Raw genomic sequence first — 15,316 nt, 5'->3', positions numbered from 1 at the left:
GATGAAGGGTGCACAGGGCAAGGCGCACCTATGGGATGCGAGGTGCACCTGTGGATGGAGAGGGCCAGGGGGCCGAGGGGCCACGAGGCCGGGGGCCACACAGGCCAAGGGGCCGTAGAGGCAAGGGGCCACGGGGGCCGGAGAGCCACGGGGGCCGGAGACCCGCGAGGGCCGGAGACCCGCGAGGGCCGGAGACCCGCGAGGGCCGGAGACCCGCGAGGGCCGAGGAGCCGAAGGGCAGAAGAGCCGGACGGCCGGGTCAGACGGTGTACGTCCAGTGCCGGTGGTCGGGCCGGCCCCCGTACTGAATGGCGGCCAGTTCCTCGCGGAGCCGGGTGGTCAGGTCGCCCGGACGGCCGTCACCGACGACGTGCCGGCCGGCCGCGGTCGTCACGCTGCCGATGGGCACCACGGAGGCCGCGGTGCCGCAGGCGAAGGCTTCCTCGAAACGGGCTTCGCCGGTGGTCAGTTCGGCGATGTCGACGGCCCGCTGTTCGGTGCGCACGCCCAGGTCGGCGGCGATCTCGATGAGGGTGTCCCGCGTGTTGCCCGCCAGGATCGTTCCCGACAGGGGCGGGGTCACCAGGAGCGGCGCACCCGACGGTTCCCGGGTGACGCCGAAGAAGTTCATGGCGCCGAGCTCTTCCACGAAGCGGTGTTCGCGGGCGTCGAGCCACAGGACCTCGTGACAGCCCTGCTCCAGGGCGAGGGACTTGGTGGCCAGGCTGGCGGCGTAGTTGCCCGCGCACTTGGCCGCCCCCGTACCCCCGGGGGCCGCACGGATCCGGTCGGTCGGGCACCAGACGTCGATGGCCTCGAAGCCGTCCGCGAAGAAGTGGTCGACCGGTGAGGCGATCACGGCGAACAGGTATTCCCGGGCCGGCCGTACGCCCAGGCTCGGCTCCACCGCGATCATGAACGGCCTGAGGTACAGGCTCTGCCCCGGGCCCCGCGGGACTTCGGAGGCATCGGCGCGCACCAGCCGTGCACAGGCGTCGACGAAGGTCTCGACGGGCAGCACGGGCATGGCGAGGCGCTCGGCGCTGTGGTTGAACCGTACGGCGTTGGCGAGCGGCCGGAACAGCGCGAGCGAACCGTCCGGGTGGGGGAACGCCTTCAACCCCTCGAAGATCGCCTGTCCGTAGTGCAGCGCCATGGCCGCGGGGGACAGTTCCAGAGGCCGGTGGGGGACCAGTTCGAGCGCCGACCAGCCGTTGTCGGGGGTCCACCGCGACAGCATCATGCTCGCGGTGAAGCGGGCTCCGAAACCCAGGGTGGCGGGCGCCTCGGAGGGGTTCAGCGCGGTGCTCACGAAGCCGGCGCCGTCGCGTAGGAGGGAGCCAGCGCGGCCTCCAGCTCGGCGGCCCGCTCGCGGAACTGCTGCTCGGTCTCGGCGCTGATGACCAGCATCAGGCACCACACCGAGGGGTGCAGTTCCTCGATCTCGAAGCCCACCGCACGGGACCGGATGGTGTCCAGGACGTACGGGAAGGCCGCGATCTGCTCGTCGGAGGGCTCCGCGGTGATGACACCGGCGGCCGTGGGGGCCAGGTTGATCCAGCCGACGTACGGATAGTCCGGGGCGCGCAGCTCCAGCGGTTCGCGGTCCGTCTTGACGACGGCGTCGATCCACAGTTCGCGCAGGTCCGCGCCGTACGGCTTGAAGCTCTCGGGGATGGCGCCGCCGGCGAACCGGGTGGCCATCTCGGAGAACCACAGCCGGCCGTCGGCCCGCCGGAAGATCTCCAGGTGGGTGATGTCGTCCGTGATCTCGAACGCGTCGTTGATGCGGGCGTGCAGTTCCTCGACCTCGGCGTAGAGCTCGGGCTCGCGGTCGCGGGGCAGCAGGATCGAGCCGTTGTCCCGGCCCGGAGTCGTCACCAGCATGCGCGGCCGCAGGTAGCGGCTGACGCCCAGGACCTGCGCGACGCCGTTCTCCCAGACCGCGTCGACGTGGTACTCGTCGCCGTCGATCGGCTCCTCGGCGATCAGGAACTGCGTGAGGCCGCTCTCCGCGGTGTCGCTTCCGGCGGCGCGCAGTACGGAGGTGAGCTCCTCGGCGCTGTTCACCGCGGAGGTGGCCACCGAGCCCAGGCCGGCCGCGGGCTTGACGATGACGGGGAAGCCGAGGCGCTCCTCGACGCGGCGTACGGAACCCTCGACCTCGGTGGTGGAGAGGGACTCGTAGCGGGCGCAGGCGATGCCGGCGCGTGCGGCACGCTCCTTCATGGCCCGCTTGTCGCGCATGAGCACGGACTTCTCGATCGAGGGCTGGCCGAGACCGAGCAGGGTCGCCATGTAGCCGGCGCTGAACTGGCTGAACTCCGAAAGGCTGAGGACCCGGTCGATCTTCACTCCGGTGGAGCGGAGTTCGACGGCGAGCTGCGCGACCTCGTTGAGTGCGTCGTAGCTGCGGATCACGTAGTGGCGGTCCACCCGGGCGAGCAGCGCGGGGTCGATGGACCGGTGGGTCGACTCCCACAGGTCGAAGACCAGCGTGACGCGGGCTCCACGGTCCAGCAGTGCCTCCAGGGTGACCCCGTTCCACGAGTACACCAAGAGATTTGTTTCGCTCATACCCCGTTGTCCTGTCCTTCCAGCCTTCTCGGCTCATTGCCTGCGATCGTTCACCCGCGCGCCGCGAATTTCGCGGCGCAGGAAGGGGGCGGTCAGTCCCAGTTGAGGCTCAGCGGGTAAACGTCGTCCGCCGCAACATTTGCCGCCGCATTTGCCACCACATTCGACGCCACACGCGAGGTGTCCATTTCGTCAGCGTTTGCGGCCACGGCGCCCAGTGCCACAACGGCAGTGATTACCGAAAGAATCGAAGTGGCGCGCATCGTGAACTTCATGAGGATCTCCCTGGTGGTTCTTTGTTCAACATCGAGAGTGGGAACGGGTTCGCCGGTTCCTCTCCTGCCGGAAAGCTACGCAGGGGTTGCCGGGGCATCAAGGGAACGGCCTGGCAGGTTCCTGTCTGGCATGCTCCGGCCCGCTGGTCAGGTACGGGGCGTCCTCCGGCTGCAAGGGCTGTGACCTGGCTCACTGACATACGGTGTGTCTCGGACTTGTCAATGAGACGCGTGGATATCTAAGGTCGGGGTCGATTTCCGTATAGCCCGGCCTCGCGATGAACCGCGTCGTAACGGGTCCTTCGGATCGCGTTCGGGCGTTCGCCGAACCGTCTCTCCTACGGGAAATCTCCCCTCGTCCGGCGGAAATGCGTTCTGCGGTTTCGCGGAAGCGACGGGATGGCGGGATGCGAAGTCCGTCGTATTTGATGAGGAGTCACATGTCTTTCCGGAGCACCATCTGCCGGAGAAAGATCCGGCCCGAGGGAAGGACTCGCGCATGACATCTGCCGAACCGCGGCGTTCCCCGCTGCCGGCCCTGGTGCTGCCGCCCGCCCTGGCACCCGGCGACGTGGTCGCCGTCGTCTCGCCCGCCTCGGACGCGGCCGGCCGCTACCCCCGGCGCCTGGAGCGCGGGCTGCAGGCGCTGAGGGACGTCGGTCTGCGCCCCCGGCTCGCCAAGAACGCCCTCGCGACCGGCCGGTGGACCGCCGGAACCGTCGAGCAGCGGGTCGCGGACCTGCACGAGGCCTTCGCGGACGACGAGGTCCGTGCGGTGATGTGCGCCATCGGCGGCAGCCTCACCGCGCAACTGCTCCCGGAACTCGACTACGGGCTCATCGCCGAGCACCCCAAGGTCTTCGTCGGGTACTCGGACATGACCTCGCTCCACACGGCGATCCGCCTCGAAACCGGCATGGCCACCTTCTACGGGCCTTCGATCATGGCGGAGTGGGCCGAATACCCGACCCCCTTGCGGGAGACGGCGGAACACTTCCTGAAGGTGACCGGTTCCGCCCGCCCGGCCGGGCCGGTGCCGAGGCCCGAGCGGATCGTCACGGAGGGCGGGGACTGGAGCGCCCCCGGAAAGGCCCGGCGCGCAGGTCCCGTACCGAAGACCGAGGTGCTGCGCCCCGGACGGGTCGCGGGAACCCTCACCGGCGGCTGCCTCCCGGTCCTCAGGCGCCTGGTCGGCACCCCGTGGCAGCCCGATTTCACCGACTGCATCGTCCTGTTGGAGACACCGCAGCTGCCCTACTCGATGGTGAACGCCGCCGAGGACCTCCTGACGATGAACCTGGCCGGAATGTTCGACGGGGCGCTCGGGATCGTGTTCGGCTGGCCGTACCACGAGGACCAGACCGAGGACCTGGGCCGTGCGATCGCCGAGATGCTGAGCGGGCACGAGTTCCCCGTCGTCATCGGCTTCCCCAGCGGACACACCAGCCCCATGACGACCCTGCCCCTGGGCGTACGGGCCGTACTGGACGGCGAAACGCTCTCCCTCGACGCCGCGGCGGTCGCGCCCCGTCCCGAGGGCGGTGCCGGATGGTGAGGCTCCCGCCGTACGCGGAGGCGGTCCGCACCGCGGGCCCTGAGGCGATCGGACCGGAGATCGGACCGGCCGGCGCACCGGCGACGGGACCGGCGACCGGACCGGTGCCGACCGCGGCCCAGGGGGTCCCCGACACCGCGGTCGCCGTACTGGAAGAGTTCCGCGGCGCATGTCTGGCGTCCGGGTACACGGAGCGCCACCGCCGGCCGGTGGTCTCCCGGCACGATCCCAGCGTGCGCTACACCAACTCCACGATCAGCGTGCTGAAACCGCTGCTCTCCGGCGGTGTGAGCGAGCGCGCCTTCCTCGTCCAGCCCGCCCTGCGCCTGCGCAACCTCGACCACGTCCGGCGGACCGGCGAGATGTCCCCCTTCGGCTGCTCCTTCATGTCCTTCGGCGCACTCGGACCCTCCGGGGACGCGCCGGGGCTCACCGCGCTCGCCCGGGACCTGCTGGTGGACAGGCTCGGCATCCCGGCCCACGACGTACGACTGCGTGTCCTGGCCGACGACCTGGACCTGCGGGAGGCCGGCGTCGCGGCCGGCCTCGACGTGGCCCCCACCACGGACACCCCCGGAGCGTTCCGGCACGTCTTCGGCATGCCGGGCGTCACCGGCCGCAACGCCAACGTGGCTCTGCGGGGACCCCGGGGGTGGTCCGATGTCGCCAACGTCATCGTGATCGAGGAGGACGGCCGTGCGATCGGCGTGGAGCTCGCCTTCGGCGTGAACATGGTCCTGACGCAGGCCATGGGCCTGGCCCACCCCGTCCTGGCCGGCCCGGCCGCGGCCGCGCTGGCGCACGGCGTGAGCGATCTGATAGCCCTGGACGCGCTGTCCTCGGCGGCGGTGCTCGCCATGGAAGGCGTGCGCCCGGTCGCCCGGGGACGCGGTCAGAACTACCGGTCCCTGCTGAAACTGCTCGGCGAGCGCACCAACGGCCCGGCCGAGGTGTGGCGGCCTGCGGCACTGGCGGTCGCGGCGGCCGAGGAGCGACTGCGACGGCACGCCAGCCCGCCGGCCGACGACGTCGACGAACTGCCCCCGGATCAGCTCGCGGGAACGCTGGAGGCAGACTTGGACCGGGTCTGCTGAGAGCGGGCCTTCCGGTCGTCCGGGACCGGAGTCAGATCCAGGAAGAGCACCTCAGGGGCGTTCGGGCGTGCGACGGCGCCCGCGCACGAAACCACCTTGCCGCACCGACTCGGGAAACAGGCGATTCGATCACCATGAAGAACGGCCACACCGCGCTGACCATGCAGGACGCGATCCTCACCCTGCAGAAATACTGGAGCGACAACGGCTGCATGATCACGCAGCCGTTGAACACGGAGGTGGGGGCCGGAACGGCCAACCCGTCCACGGCCCTCCGGGTGCTCGGCCCCGAGCCCTGGAGCGTCGCCTACGTCGAGCCCAGCGTGCGGCCGGACGACTCGCGCTACGGCGAGAACCCGAACCGGCTCCAGATGCACACCCAGTTCCAGGTGATCCTCAAGCCCGACCCGGGCAACCCGCAGGAGCTCTACCTGGGCAGCCTGCAGGCGCTCGGCGTCGACCTGAGCGCGCACGACGTGCGGTTCGTGGAGGACAACTGGGCCTCGCCCGCGCTCGGTGCCTGGGGGCTGGGGTGGGAGGTCTGGCTGGACGGCATGGAGATCACCCAGTTCACCTACTTCCAGCAGGTCGGCGGGGTCACCCTGTCCCCGGTGTCGGTGGAGATCACCTACGGCCTGGAACGCATCCTGATGAACCTTCAGGGCGTGTCCCACTTCAAGGACATCGCCTACGCGCCGGGCATCACCTACGGCGAGGTGTTCGGCCAGAACGAGTACGAGATGAGCCGCCACTACCTCGACGACGCCGACGTCGACACCAACCACAAGCTCTTCGAGGCGTACGCGTCCGAGGCCCGGCGCATGATCGACCTCGAACTGCCCATCCCGGCCTACACCTACGTACTCAAGTGCAGCCACACCTTCAACGTGCTCGACGCGCGCGGCGCGCTCAGCACCACGGAGCGGGCCAAGGCCTTCTCCCTGATGCGCGGCCTCACGCACGAGTCGGCCAAGCTGTGGGCGCAGCGCCGCGCCGTACTGGAGTACCCGCTCGGAGTGGCGGCCTCGCCGGCCCCCGCCGTGCGGGCCGCGCTGCCCACGGTCTCCAGCACCGAGACGCTGCTGTTCGAGATCGGCATGGAGGAACTCCCGTACGCCGACGTCCGCGCCACCACCGACGCGGTGCGCGAGGCGGTCACGGCCAAGCTCGCCGCCACCCGGCTGGGCCACGGCCCGATCACCGCGATGGCCACGCCGCGCCGCATCGTGATCACGGTCGACGGCGTGGAGCCGTACGAGCCGGACACCGCCAAGACCGTGCGCGGCCCCAAGGCCGCCGCCGCCTACAAGGACGGCGCCCCCACCCCCGCCCTGCTGGGCTTCGCCCGCAGCCAGGGCGTCGACCCGGCCGACCTCCAGGTCGCCGACGTCAGCGGTGTCGAGTACGTCGTGCTCACCCGCGAGGAGCCGGGCCGCCCGGCGGTCGAGGTGCTCAGCGAACTGCTGGCCGAGGTCGTGTCCGGGCTGCGCGCCAGCCGCAACATGCGGTGGAACGACCCGACCCTGTCCTTCTCCCGCCCCGTGCGCTGGCTGCTCGCCCTGCTCGGCAGCACCCCCCTGCCGGTCGCCGTCTCCGCGCTCGCCTCGGGCACCAGCACCCGGGTCCACCGCACCGCCCCCGACCCGGTCGTCCAGGTGGCGTCCGCCGAGGGCTACGCCCACTTCCTCAAGATGCACGGCATCCTGCTGGACCGCGAGACCCGGCGCGACGTGGTGGTGCGCGGAGCCCACGAGTCGGCGGCCGAGGTCGGCGGCTCCATCGACGTCGCCGGTGAGTCCGGACTGATCGACGAGATCACCGACATCGTGGAGTTCCCGCACCCGGTGCGGGGATCCTTCGACGAGAGCTACCTCGACCTGCCCGCGAGCGTCCTGACCACCGTGATGCGCAAGCACCAGCGCTACCTGCCGGTGCTGGACGCGGACGGGCGCCTCATGCCCCACTTCATCACCTTCGCCAACGGCACGTGCGACGACGACGTGGTGCGTTCGGGCAACGAGGCGGTGCTGCGGGCCCGTTACGAGGACGCCGCCTTCTTCTTCCGCGCCGACCTGAAGGTCTCCCCCCAGGAGCTCCGCGGCCGGCTGGACAAGCTGACCTTCGAGGACCGGCTCGGCACGGTCGCCGACCGCGCCGACCGCATCGCCGCCCTCGCGCTCGGCCTGGCCGCGAACGCGGGGCTCGACGAGGAGGCGCTCGCCACGGTGCGCCGCGCCGGGTCGCTGGCCAAGTTCGACCTGGCTTCCCAGATGGTCGTCGAGTTCTCCGGCCTGGCCGGAGTGATGGCCGAGGAGTACGCCCGCCACGCCGGAGAGTCCGCGCAGGTCGCGCGAGCCCTGGCCGAGATGGAGCTTCCGCGTTCCGCCGGCGGTGCGCTGCCCGCGAGCGACGCGGGCGCCGTACTGTCGCTCGCCGACCGGTTCGACCTGGTGACGGGCATGTTCGTGATCGGCGCTGCGCCGACCGGAAGCTCCGACCCGTTCGGTGTCCGTAGGGCCGCCATCGGTCTGCTCAACGTGCTGCGGAGCACGCCCGCGCTGGCCGGCGTCCGCGTGCACGAGGCGCTGCGCGCGGCGGCCGACCGCTTCGCCGCCCAGGGCGTCGAGGTGCCCGCCGAGCGGCTCACGGAGGCCGCCGAGCTGATCACCCGTCGCTACGAGCAGCAGCTCACCGACGCCGGGCACGAGCACCGCCTGGTCCAGGCCGTCCTGGTGTGGGCCGATCGCCCCGCCCACGGCGACCGCACCCTGGCCACGCTGGAGCGCCACGTCGGCACCGAGGCCTTCGACGGGCTCACCGCCGCACTCCAGCGCGTGGTGCGCATCCTCCCCGCGGACGCCGCGGAGGGCGCCGACGCGGTGGACCGTTCCCCGCTGACCGCTCCCGCCGAGCTGCGCCTCGCCGAGAGCGCGCAGGCCGTCCGCGAGTCCCTGACCGGCCGTGAGGACGACCTCGCCGCGCTGATCGAGGTCTCCGCCCCGCTGGTCGTCGCGATCAACGCCTTCTTCGACGACGTTCTGGTGATGGACCCCGACCCGGCGGTCCGCGCGGCCAGGCTTGCCCTGCTGGCCGACGTGGCGCGACTGGCCCGCACGACCCTGGACTGGCGCGCGCTGTAACCGGCGCTCGACAGAGGTGAGACGGGGCCCCCGGCCCGGCGCGGACGCCGGGCCGGGGGCCCCGTCGCGTTAATCTCTGCCCAGTCGGGCGGTATGACGATCGTTCAGCATGGCCGAAGTTGAGGAGAGTACGGATGAGCGTGGAAGCGAAGACCACCGAGAAGGCCCTGCGGTTGAGGGAGTTGGGTGCGTCGCTGATCGTTCTCCCCAACGCCTGGGACGCGGGCAGTGCGGCGGTGATCGAGTCGGCCGGGGCCGCGGCCATCGCGACCACCAGCGGTGGCGTGGCCTGGTCGATCGGGCGCGGGGACGGTCAGCACGCGACGAAGGCGGAGATGCTGGCGGCGGCCGCGCGGATCGTGGCGGCCGTGGACGTCCCGGTCACCGTGGACGTCGAGGGCGGTTACGAGGACGTCGCGGCCACCGTGCGCGAGGTGGTGGCGGTGGGCGCCGTCGGAATCAACCTGGAGGACTCGAAGGCGGCCGACGGTACGCTCCACACCGCCTCGGAGCAGGCCGACCGGATCCGCGCCGCCCGCGCGGCGGCCACCGAGGCCGGGCTGCCGGAGCTGGTGATCAACGCCCGTACCGACGTCTTCCTGTTCGGGATCGGCGAGGAGTCCGGCCGTCTCGCCGACGTACTGGCGCGGGTGGAGGCGTACGCCGCCGCCGGGGCCGACGGCATCTTCGTGCCGGGGCTGCTGGACCTGGACGCCCTGAGCGAGATCGCGCGGGGCCCGCTGCCGGTCAACGCCATGGCAGGGCCGGGCGGTCCGTCCGTCGCCGAGCTGGCGAAGGCCGGGGTGCGCCGGGTCAGCGTCGGAACCGGTGTGGCACAGGCGGCGTACGCGGCGGCCCGCACCGCGGCGGTGGAGGTGCTGGAGCAGGGGACGTACGGGGCTCTGGAAGGGGCGCTCGACTACGGCACCCTGAACAGCCTCTTCGTGAAGTAGGGCTTGATGGAACGGCTGTGGGCCGCTCCGGTGGAGCGGCCCACAGTCGTGTCCGAATGTTTCACGTGAAACATCGGGCGGGAGTCACCGGCTCCGGCCGGTCCGCAGCAGGGTCGCGGCCACCACGAGAGCCGTGAGCATCAGTCCCGCTCCGATCCCGAAGGCCAGGTGGTAGCCGGAGGTCAGCGCCGCGGCGCGGTCGACGCCGGTGGAGAGCAGGGCGTCCGTGCGGCCGGCCGCCAGGGTGGACAGGACGGCGACGCCGAGCGCCATGCCGATCTGCTGGGTGGTGTTGAACAGGCCCGAGGCGAGGCCCGCGTCCTGCTCGTCGGCGCCGGACATGCCGAGCGCGGTGAGGGCGGGCAGGGCCAGGCCGAAGCCGGCGGCCAGCAGCATCACGGGGAGCAGGTCGGTGACGTAGTCGGCGCGGACCGGGAGCCGGGTCAGCAGGCCGAGGGCGGCGACGAGCAGGGCCAGTCCGGCCGGCAGGACGCGGCGTTCGCCGAAGCGGGCGTTGAGCGGGGCCGAGGCGAAGAGGGAGACCCCGCCGATGACCACGGCCGCAGGGAGCATCGCCAGGCCGGTCTCGGCGGCTCCGTAGCCGAGCACGTTCTGGAGGTACAGGGCGACCAGGACCTGGAAGGAGAACAGTGCGGCCACCATCAGCATCTGGACCAGGTTCGCGCCGACCACGGTCCGCGAGCGGAAGATCCGCAGCGGAACCAGCGGGGTGCGGGTCCTGGCCTGGCGTGCGGTGAAGCCGGCGAGCAGGGCGACCGAGAGCGTGCCGAGGCCGAGGGTGTGTGCGGAGAGCCAGCCGTAGCGTTCCACCTCGACGACGGTGAAGATGCCGAGCATCAGGCCCGCGGTGACCAGGAGGGCGCCGATGACGTCGGCTCCGGCGCGCAGACCCGGCCGGGCATGAGCGCCGTCGGCGGGGAGCGCGGGCAGGGCCAGCGCGAGGGCGGCCAGTCCTATGGGCAGGTTGATGAAGAAGATCCAGTGCCAGTCGAGGGCATCGGTCAGGACCCCGCCGAGCACCTGCCCCAGGGAGGCTCCGGCCGCGCCGGTGAAGGAGAAGACGGCGATGGCCTTGGCCCGCTCGCGCGGTTCGGTGAACAGCGTGATCAGGATGCCCAGGCTGACGGCCGCGGCCATGGCGCTGCCGAGGCCCTGCAGGAACCGGGCGGCGATCAGTACCTCGGGCGATCCGGCGAACCCGGCGAGCAGGGAGGCTCCGGTGAAGACGCCGGTCCCGGCCAGGAACATCCGCTTGCGGCCGATGAGGTCGCCGAGCCGGCCGGCGAGGAGCAGCAGGCTGCCGAAGGCGATCAGGTAGGCGTTGACGACCCAGCTGAGTCCGGCGGGGGAGAAGCCCAGGTCCTTCTGGATGGCCGGCATCGCGACGGTGACGATGCTGCCGTCGAGGACGGTCATCAGGACGCCGGTGGACAGCACCCCGAGGGCGGTCCACCGGGAGCGCAGCCCGCGCGGTGCGGCAGCCGGGTCGGAAGCGGACCCGACGGGCGTGGCCGGCGTGGTGGGAGGAGCGGTGGGAGCGGAGGTGGCAGGCATCTGTGTCCCCAGTCGGTGAGCGGCGGGCTGACTTGGTAAGACCGTATCAGATAGTTCTGTTGCAGACGATCTGTTGGGGACTGAATTGCTAGACTGGTGGACATGACAGCCATGGCGCCCGCACAGAACGAGCCGGACCTCTCCTTCCTCCTGGACCACACCAGCCACGTCCTGCGCACCCGGATGGCGGTGGCCCTCGACCGGATCGGGCTCACGGCACGGATGCACTGCGTGCTCGTGCACGCCCTGGGCGAGGAGCGGACCCAGATCCAGCTCGCCGAGATCGGGGGCATGGACAAGACGACGATGGTCGTCACCGTCGACGCCCTGGAGAAGGCCGGCCTCGCCGAGCGGCGGCAGTCCAGCACCGACCGCCGGGCCCGCGTCATCGTCGTCACCGAGCAGGGCGCCGCCCTGGCGCAGGAGAGCAGCCGGATCGTCGACCAGGTGCACGCCGACGCCCTCGGCTCCCTCGCCGACGCGGACCGCGAGGCCGTGCTGCGCGTACTGAACCTGCTGGTCAAGGGTGATCTGGAGACCCCGTCGGAGAGCCCGAGGCCGGCTCGCAGGGCCCGCCAGTAGCAGACCGGCATCCCCCGGATGGCCCAGTCACAGGGCCGACCCGGGCCTTCTGGCAGAGAGTGGAACAAGGCACTCAGCCCAGGGGGGCACCACCATGCCGGAGGCGTACGCACATGGGACTGTTCGACTTCATGAGGTCCGACAAGAAGAAGGAACAAGCCGAGAAGGCCGCCCAAAAGGCGGCTGAGCAGGTGCAACAGCAGGCCGCGGCCGCCCCGGCGCCGCCGTCCTCGATGCCCGGCGACACCGGGACCAAGTACACCGACTCGGCAGCGGCGACCAAGGCGGCCGCCGAACGCATGGCGGCAGCGGCGCCGCCCAAGGCCGCACCGATGCCGCCCAAGGCGGCACCGGCGCCCCCCGTCGCACGGCCCGCAGCGCACACGCCCACGCCGACCTCCGCCGCACACAAGGCGGTGCCCGCGGCGCCCATGCCGAAGCCGGCGCCCAAGGCGCAGCGCACGTACACCGTCCGCTCGGGCGACTCGCTCTCCGCGATCGCCCGCCGCGAGCTCGGCAACGAGGGCCGCTGGCGCGAGCTCTACGCCATGAACAAGGGCGTCATCGGCTCGAACCCCGACATGATCCACCCGGGGATGAAGCTCACCCTCCCCAGCTGAGCGGGGAAAGCGAACGAGAGTGGGGCCCGGATCCTGGAAAGGATCCGGGCCCCACTCTCTCGTTCCACGTTCCTCAGCGGTGCTTGCGCTTCGCGTCCTCCGCGTCGATCCGCTCCTGGGCGGCCTGCGCCTCCTCTTCCAGGCCGGACACGAACTCCGTCCCGCCGTCGCGCTCCTTCGCCGCCAGCTCCTCGTCGAAGGAGGCCTGAGCCTCCTGCTCCCGCGCCGGCAGCTCGGTGGCGGCCGGCGGCTCGACGAGCCAGTCCGGGTTCGACTGCTGGTCCCACCAGCGCCACGCGGCGTAGGCTCCGCCGGCCAGGACGCCGACCACGGCCGCGCCTTTGAACAGGCGGCCGCAGCGCGCACGCCGCTCGTGGCGACGTACGAGCTTCTGGACCTCCTTGGCCGACACCTGGCCGCGCAGGGCCGCCAGCGCCGCCGTCGACCGGGAAGCGGCCTCCTCGGCCACCGGCTGGGCCGCAGCGAAGGCACTCTCCAGCCGCGGCTGCGTGTAGTCCACCGCGCTCCGGGCTGCCAGGCGGGTCTGCTTCACGGCCTTGGTCGCGGCCCGGTCCACATTCGGCGGTACGTGGGAGCGCGCCGACTTGATCCGGGGCTGTACGTGGCAGTCGTACGTCTGGCGGGCCTGTTTGGCAGCCTCGCCGGCCGCGTACGACACCTTCGGTGCGAGCCGTTCATTTGCTTCGTGGGCGTAATGCACCGCAGCGTGCCTGGCGGATTCCGCGTACGGCGCCACCACTTCCGCTGCGTGCCGCGCCGTATCCCTGGCACTTGATGCTGCCAGGCGCACGCTTTCCTTGCGGGTCACGGGATCCTCCTCCTCGGTGGCGGACACAGTTCACCTTTCCACCCTTTGTCGGATCATGCCTCCCATACCGTCGACCGGCATGCGCGACAGGGCATACGGGTGGACGATTTCCGCCCGGTGCAGCCCTCCGTGGGAGGATCTGAAACCGACAGTGACGACGATGAGGAAGGCAGATCCGTGGCCGAGAAGCTCTACGCCACCCTGAAGACCAACCACGGCGACATCGAGATCGAGCTTCTGCCGAACTTCGCTCCGAAGACCGTGCGGAACTTCGTCGAACTCGCCACCGGTGAGCGCGAGTGGACGCGTCCCACGGACGGACAGAAGACCACGGACCCGCTCTACGACGGCACCGTCTTCCACCGTGTCATCAGCGGGTTCATGATCCAGGGCGGCGACCCGCTGGGCAACGGCACCGGCGGCCCCGGCTACCAGTTCGCCGACGAGTTCCACCCCGACCTGGCCTTCACCAAGCCCTACCTGCTCGCGATGGCGAACGCCGGCCCGGGCACCAACGGCTCGCAGTTCTTCATCACCGTGGCCCCCACCGCCTGGCTCACGCGCAAGCACACCATTTTCGGGGAGATCGGCGACAAGGCCAGCCAGAAGATCGTCGACACCATCGCCGCAGGTGCCACCAACCCGCGCACCGAGCGCCCCCTCGACGACGTGATCATCCAGTCCGTCGTCATCGAGAAGCGCTGACCGCAGGGGAACCTTTCGACCCCGCCCGTCCGTCCTCGATACGTACCGGACGGGCGCGGGCAAACCGCCGCCTCGCCGCCGACCGAGGGGACCGATGGACACCGACCGTCTTCCGGGCTGCTACCGGCACCCGGACCGCGAGACCGGGATCAGCTGTACGCGCTGTGAGCGGCCGATCTGCCCCGAGTGCATGATCGACGCCTCGGTCGGCTTCCAGTGCCCCGAGTGCGTCCGCGGGGGCTCGGGAACGGGCCACGGGCGCGCGGCCAACGCTCCGCGGACGATCGCGGGCGGGGTGGTCGCCGCGGATCCGTACCTGGTCACCAAGATCCTGATCGGGATCAACGTGGCGGTATGGCTCGCCGCCGTTGTCTTCCCCGGGCTGGCGATTCAACTGGAGCTGATCGGCTGGTACCGCGAACTGGCGGGCGGGCCGGCGGAAGGCGTGTCCACGGGTGAGTACTACCGGCTACTGACTTCAGCGTTCCTGCACGTCGAGTGGTGGCACATTTTCGGCAACATGATCGGCCTGTGGTTCATCGGCGGAATTCTGGAGCCGGCCCTCGGCCGCGCCCGCTACCTCGCCGTGTACCTGTTGTCGGCGCTGGGCGCCAGCGCGTTGATCTATCTGCTGACCCCCATGAACACCCCGACGCTCGGAGCTTCCGGGGCCGTCTTCGGCCTGCTCGGCGCCGCCATCGTGCTGGCTCGTCGGATGCGGGACGAAGTGCGTCCACTGGTCGCCGTGGCGGTTTTGATGCTCGTACTGACCTTCCTGCCGGGGGCGAACGCGTCGTGGCAGGGCCATATCGGTGGATTGGTCACCGGTGTGCTGGTCGCGCTGGGCCTGTTGTGGCCCACCAAGGACATGGGCGCGCGGAATCGCAAATTCGTCCAGTGGGGCACCTGTGTGGCGGTGTTCCTGCTGGCCACGGCCCTGATCGTGATCCGGACGGTCGAACTTTCCGCACTCACCTGATCACACCGGCGTCAACTCTCCACAGAGTTATCCACAGATCTTCTGTCTTTTCCTCAGGTGTGGATGACGCTGTGGATAACTCATGGGGAGAGCTTGCGGAGCCGGGCTACTTCCACTGCGTGGAGACGCCGAATCCTGCCGCAATGAAGCCGAATCCGACCACAATGTTCCAATTTCCGAGAGCTTCGATCGGAAGCTGGGTCTCGGACAGATAGAAAACGACGATCCATGCCAGACCGACCAAGAAGAACGCCAGCATGACCGGGGCGACCCAGTTGCGGTTCGTCAGCTTGATCGACTGCGGCGTCCGCGTGGGGGGCGGCGTGTAGTCGTCCTTCTTGCGGATACGTGACTTCGGCACGAGGGGCTCTCCTGTCGATGGGCTGGGGACCTTGCCTGCCCCGGGCGTCCGTTAGCGTAGTGGACCTGTGG

14 protein-coding genes are annotated in these 15,316 nt (G+C 70.6%); 8 read left to right on the top strand and 6 right to left on the bottom strand.

All coding sequences use genetic code 11. The annotated features are described in order from the left end of the window. Positions 1-259: 259 nt before the first annotated feature. From OHA37_RS18990 to OHA37_RS18980, 3 genes are all read right to left on the bottom strand, one after another. Positions 260-1,312 carry a branched-chain amino acid aminotransferase gene (locus OHA37_RS18990; RefSeq protein WP_266906805.1) on the bottom strand — a complete coding sequence of 351 codons (1,053 nt, stop codon included), beginning with the start codon at positions 1,310-1,312 and terminating at the stop codon, positions 260-262. Next, positions 1,309-2,577 (bottom strand): ATP-grasp domain-containing protein, encoded by a 1,269-nt coding sequence (locus tag OHA37_RS18985; protein WP_266906803.1) that lies wholly within the window; start codon positions 2,575-2,577, stop codon positions 1,309-1,311. Before OHA37_RS18985 ends, OHA37_RS18990 begins: the two co-directional genes overlap by 4 nt. A gap of 92 nt (positions 2,578-2,669) precedes the next feature. Beyond that, positions 2,670-2,852 carry a hypothetical protein gene (locus OHA37_RS18980; protein WP_266906801.1) on the bottom strand — a complete coding sequence of 61 codons (183 nt, stop codon included), beginning with the start codon at positions 2,850-2,852 and terminating at the stop codon, positions 2,670-2,672. A 499-nt stretch (positions 2,853-3,351) separates the two neighbouring features. Between OHA37_RS18980 and OHA37_RS18975 the strand changes: the two genes are divergently transcribed. The 4 genes from OHA37_RS18975 to OHA37_RS18960 all read left to right on the top strand — a co-directional run bounded on the left by OHA37_RS18975 (position 3,352) and on the right by OHA37_RS18960 (position 9,594). Continuing rightward, entirely contained in the window at positions 3,352-4,407 is a 1,056-nt protein-coding gene (locus tag OHA37_RS18975) for a S66 peptidase family protein (RefSeq protein ID WP_266906799.1), read from the top strand. Then, positions 4,401-5,501 (top strand): hypothetical protein, encoded by a 1,101-nt coding sequence (locus OHA37_RS18970; RefSeq protein WP_266906797.1) that lies wholly within the window; start codon positions 4,401-4,403, stop codon positions 5,499-5,501. The genes OHA37_RS18975 and OHA37_RS18970 overlap by 7 nt, the downstream gene beginning before the upstream one ends. Positions 5,502-5,635: 134 nt before the next feature. Then, positions 5,636-8,641 (top strand): glycine--tRNA ligase, encoded by a 3,006-nt coding sequence (locus OHA37_RS18965; RefSeq protein WP_266906795.1) that lies wholly within the window; start codon positions 5,636-5,638, stop codon positions 8,639-8,641. Between the two features lie 134 nt (positions 8,642-8,775). After that, a complete protein-coding gene (locus tag OHA37_RS18960) occupies positions 8,776-9,594 on the top strand; it encodes an isocitrate lyase/PEP mutase family protein (RefSeq protein ID WP_266906793.1) in 819 nt (272 codons plus the stop codon). Between the two features lie 84 nt (positions 9,595-9,678). Here OHA37_RS18960 and OHA37_RS18955 read toward each other — a convergent pair whose 3' ends face one another. Next, positions 9,679-11,169: an MFS transporter gene (locus tag OHA37_RS18955; RefSeq protein ID WP_266906791.1), complete on the bottom strand. Its 1,491-nt coding sequence runs from the start codon at positions 11,167-11,169 to the stop codon at positions 9,679-9,681. A 102-nt stretch (positions 11,170-11,271) separates the two neighbouring features. Here OHA37_RS18955 and OHA37_RS18950 point away from each other — a divergent pair, with 102 nt between their 5' ends. Both OHA37_RS18950 and OHA37_RS18945 read left to right on the top strand, forming a co-directional pair. Further along, positions 11,272-11,751, top strand: coding sequence for a MarR family winged helix-turn-helix transcriptional regulator (locus OHA37_RS18950; protein WP_266906789.1), 480 nt, complete (start codon positions 11,272-11,274; stop codon positions 11,749-11,751). A gap of 113 nt (positions 11,752-11,864) precedes the next feature. Continuing rightward, positions 11,865-12,371: a LysM peptidoglycan-binding domain-containing protein gene (locus OHA37_RS18945; protein ID WP_266906787.1), complete on the top strand. Its 507-nt coding sequence runs from the start codon at positions 11,865-11,867 to the stop codon at positions 12,369-12,371. Between the two features lie 73 nt (positions 12,372-12,444). Here the strand turns inward: OHA37_RS18945 and OHA37_RS18940 are convergent, their stop codons facing one another. Beyond that, positions 12,445-13,200, bottom strand: coding sequence for a DUF5324 family protein (locus tag OHA37_RS18940; RefSeq protein WP_266906785.1), 756 nt, complete (start codon positions 13,198-13,200; stop codon positions 12,445-12,447). A 177-nt stretch (positions 13,201-13,377) separates the two neighbouring features. On the opposite strand from OHA37_RS18940, the gene OHA37_RS18935 reads away from it, so the two are divergent. Together OHA37_RS18935 and OHA37_RS18930 are read left to right on the top strand one after the other, a co-directional pair. After that, on the top strand, positions 13,378-13,905 hold the full coding sequence (locus OHA37_RS18935; RefSeq protein ID WP_266906783.1) for a peptidylprolyl isomerase: 528 nt from the start codon (positions 13,378-13,380) through the stop codon (positions 13,903-13,905). Between the two features lie 94 nt (positions 13,906-13,999). Continuing rightward, a complete protein-coding gene (locus tag OHA37_RS18930) occupies positions 14,000-14,884 on the top strand; it encodes a rhomboid family intramembrane serine protease (RefSeq protein WP_266906781.1) in 885 nt (294 codons plus the stop codon). 106 nt (positions 14,885-14,990) lie between these two features. On the opposite strand, the gene crgA is transcribed toward OHA37_RS18930, so the two are convergent. Next, complete coding sequence (gene crgA, locus OHA37_RS18925; RefSeq protein ID WP_250738676.1) at positions 14,991-15,245, bottom strand: cell division protein CrgA; 255 nt, start codon at positions 15,243-15,245, stop codon at positions 14,991-14,993. Between the last annotated feature and the right edge of the window lie 71 nt (positions 15,246-15,316).

It is taken from the genome of Streptomyces sp. NBC_00335, assembly GCF_036127095.1.
Taxonomy (GTDB): Bacteria; Actinomycetota; Actinomycetes; order Streptomycetales; family Streptomycetaceae; genus Streptomyces.
This window is presented reverse-complemented; position numbering and strand designations above follow the sequence as displayed.